Here is a 2,297-nt window from a genome sequence, read left to right on the forward strand (position 1 = left end):
TCTCGACCGGGCCCGCGCCACGGCTCCCCGCCACAGGGCATCGCTTCATCGCCGAGTGCCGCACGGTCGTGGCCGTTCGCGCAGTTCCTCGCGCCCCTGACGGGGCACCATCACTCACCCCGCGACGCAGTCACAGTCCCGGCGCCGGGCCGAGCGCCCCCGGAGGGGGCGGGACGGTGGGAGAGGGGCTCCACGACAGTGCAGCCGGTTCGGACTCCGGCGGGCACGGCACCACCCCAGCGCCGGACGTGCACCTGGACAGGACCCGCGCCACGGCACGCCGCCGTAGAGGAACAGCTTCATCGCCGAGTACCGCGCCGCCGTGGCTAGTGCTCTGACCGCAAAGGTTCACCGGCCTGGGGCGTGTGTCTTCCTTTGGCTGACCAGACGTTCAGGAGCACTCCCGCAAGCGAACTCGCAGGAACGCAGCGCGTCACACGCCGGCGGATGAGCTTTGTCGTCGGGAGAGGGATAGCCTGCGTCGCTCTCGGTCGATCTCGGTGACGACCACCGTGATCTCGTCGCCGACCTGGACGACATCAGCTGGAGTCTCCACCGGTGTCCAGGCGAGCTCACGCAGGTGAACCAGTCCCTCGATCCCGTCGGCGACCTGGACGAAGACACCGAACGGGATCAGCTTGGTGACCTGGCCAGGCAGTCTCTGCCCCACCGCGATGGTGTCGGCGAATACCTGAAAGGGGTCCGGCTGCGCGGCTTTCAAGGACAGCCTGGCCTCCAGGTTCCATGTGTCGAACTGGAGGAACTCGCATGAGACGCGCTGCCCGACCTGCACGACGTCGGTGGCTACCGCGAAGCGTCGCCAGGACAGTTCAGCGAAGGAGATGAACCCGACGCCGGGGAAGACCGGATGGGCGGGTCCGTCGTCCAGCGCCACGAACACACCGAACCGTTCGATCGCTGTGACGGTGCCGGAAAGGAACTCGCCGCGGTGCAGTGACTCCAGGAAGGCCCAGAGTTCTGCGTCCTCAGACGGTCCACCCATCATGCCCCCAGCCTTTCACGAGGAGCTGCGCACTGGGTAGGAAGTGCGCTCCCGCTGCGGTCTTGAGGGGACGTCCGCCCCAGCGGATGCCTTTCTCGCTGCGGATGCGGGCGCGTTCCTTGCGTTCGGCGGCCAGGACGTCACGGTGGCGGGCGTTGGCGTTGCGCCAGCGCAGGTAAGCGTGCAGGGCCCGTGCCTGGACGCTGTCGTTCGAGTGGTGGGAGTTGGCGATGGTGAACTGCCGCAGCGGTCCGACGTGGGCCTCGATCGGACTCGCCCAGGATGCATAGGTCGGGGTGAAGCACAGCTCGACCTTGTTCTTCCTGGACCAGCGGCGGATGTCGGCGCCTTTGTGAACGGACAGGTTGTCCAGGATCACGTAGATCGGGGCGCCGTCCGGGCGGGCGGCACGGATCGACTTCAGCGCGGCCAGCGTGTTGGCGGCGCCCTTTCTGCGGCGGTTGACGCCCCACCCAGAGTGTCGTCGCCGACCGAGTGGCAGCCGTGGAAGTAGCGCACGCCGTGAGTGCGGTGGTAGGTGGCGGGCAGCCGGTCGGGACGATTCTGCTCGGCCCAGCCCGAGCCCGCGGCGGGACGGATCCCGAGCGGGCCGAACCTGTCGAAGGCGAAGACCCGGTCCGGGAAACGGTTCAGGACCTCCTCGATCCGGTCTAGCTTCGACTCGCGGTCAGGGTCCGAGGATTCCTTCCACGTCTTGGTGCGCTGGAAGGTCACGCCGCGGCGGGCGAGCAGGCAGCGTAACGCCTAGCGGCCGATCCGGATCACGTGGCCATGGACATTGCGCAGGTGGGCGACGAGCTTGCGCAGGGACCTGCGGGTGAAGGGCTGGCCGAGTTTGGTCGGGCGGGTGATGGCCGTCTAGACGACGAAGTCCTCGTCGTCATCGCTGAGCAGGCGGGGACGGCCTCCCGCCCACCGAGCGTCCAGACAGGCCAGGCCCGATCTCGTCGAACCGGTGGATCACATCGCGCACGGTGTCCCCGCCGGCCTGCACCAGCCGGGCGATCACCGGGACCCGGTTTCCGCCGGCGGACACCAGTAGCATCATCGCCCGGCGGTAGCGCACCGAGCTGGTACTCCTCGGCGCACAATCTGCTGCAGTTTCTGCCCCTCCTGGTCGGTCAGTCCGCGCACACGGACGGGCTCGGCCACCGGGCCTCCAACGGTCAGATCGGATGTCACCGCACATCCAACCGCCACGACCGCCAACCCGGCCAACCTATGCAGCCAGAGCACTAGGCACGCAGTTCCCCGCGCCCCTGACGGGGCACCA

The 2,297-nt window shown here is 68.4% G+C and carries 1 protein-coding gene and 1 pseudogene; both read right to left on the reverse strand.

All coding sequences use genetic code 11. The annotated features are described in order from the left end of the window. Positions 1-433: 433 nt before the first annotated feature. On the reverse strand, positions 434-1,006 hold the full coding sequence (locus GTW43_RS08830; protein ID WP_161301070.1) for a S1 RNA-binding domain-containing protein: 573 nt from the start codon (positions 1,004-1,006) through the stop codon (positions 434-436). 49 nt (positions 1,007-1,055) lie between these two features. Continuing rightward, a pseudogene (locus tag GTW43_RS08835) lies at positions 1,056-2,176 on the reverse strand (IS630 family transposase); the annotation flags it as partial. Between the last annotated feature and the right edge of the window lie 121 nt (positions 2,177-2,297).

The sequence above is a fragment of the Streptomyces sp. SID5785 genome, assembly GCF_009870065.1.
Taxonomy (GTDB): Bacteria; Actinomycetota; Actinomycetes; order Streptomycetales; family Streptomycetaceae; genus Streptomyces.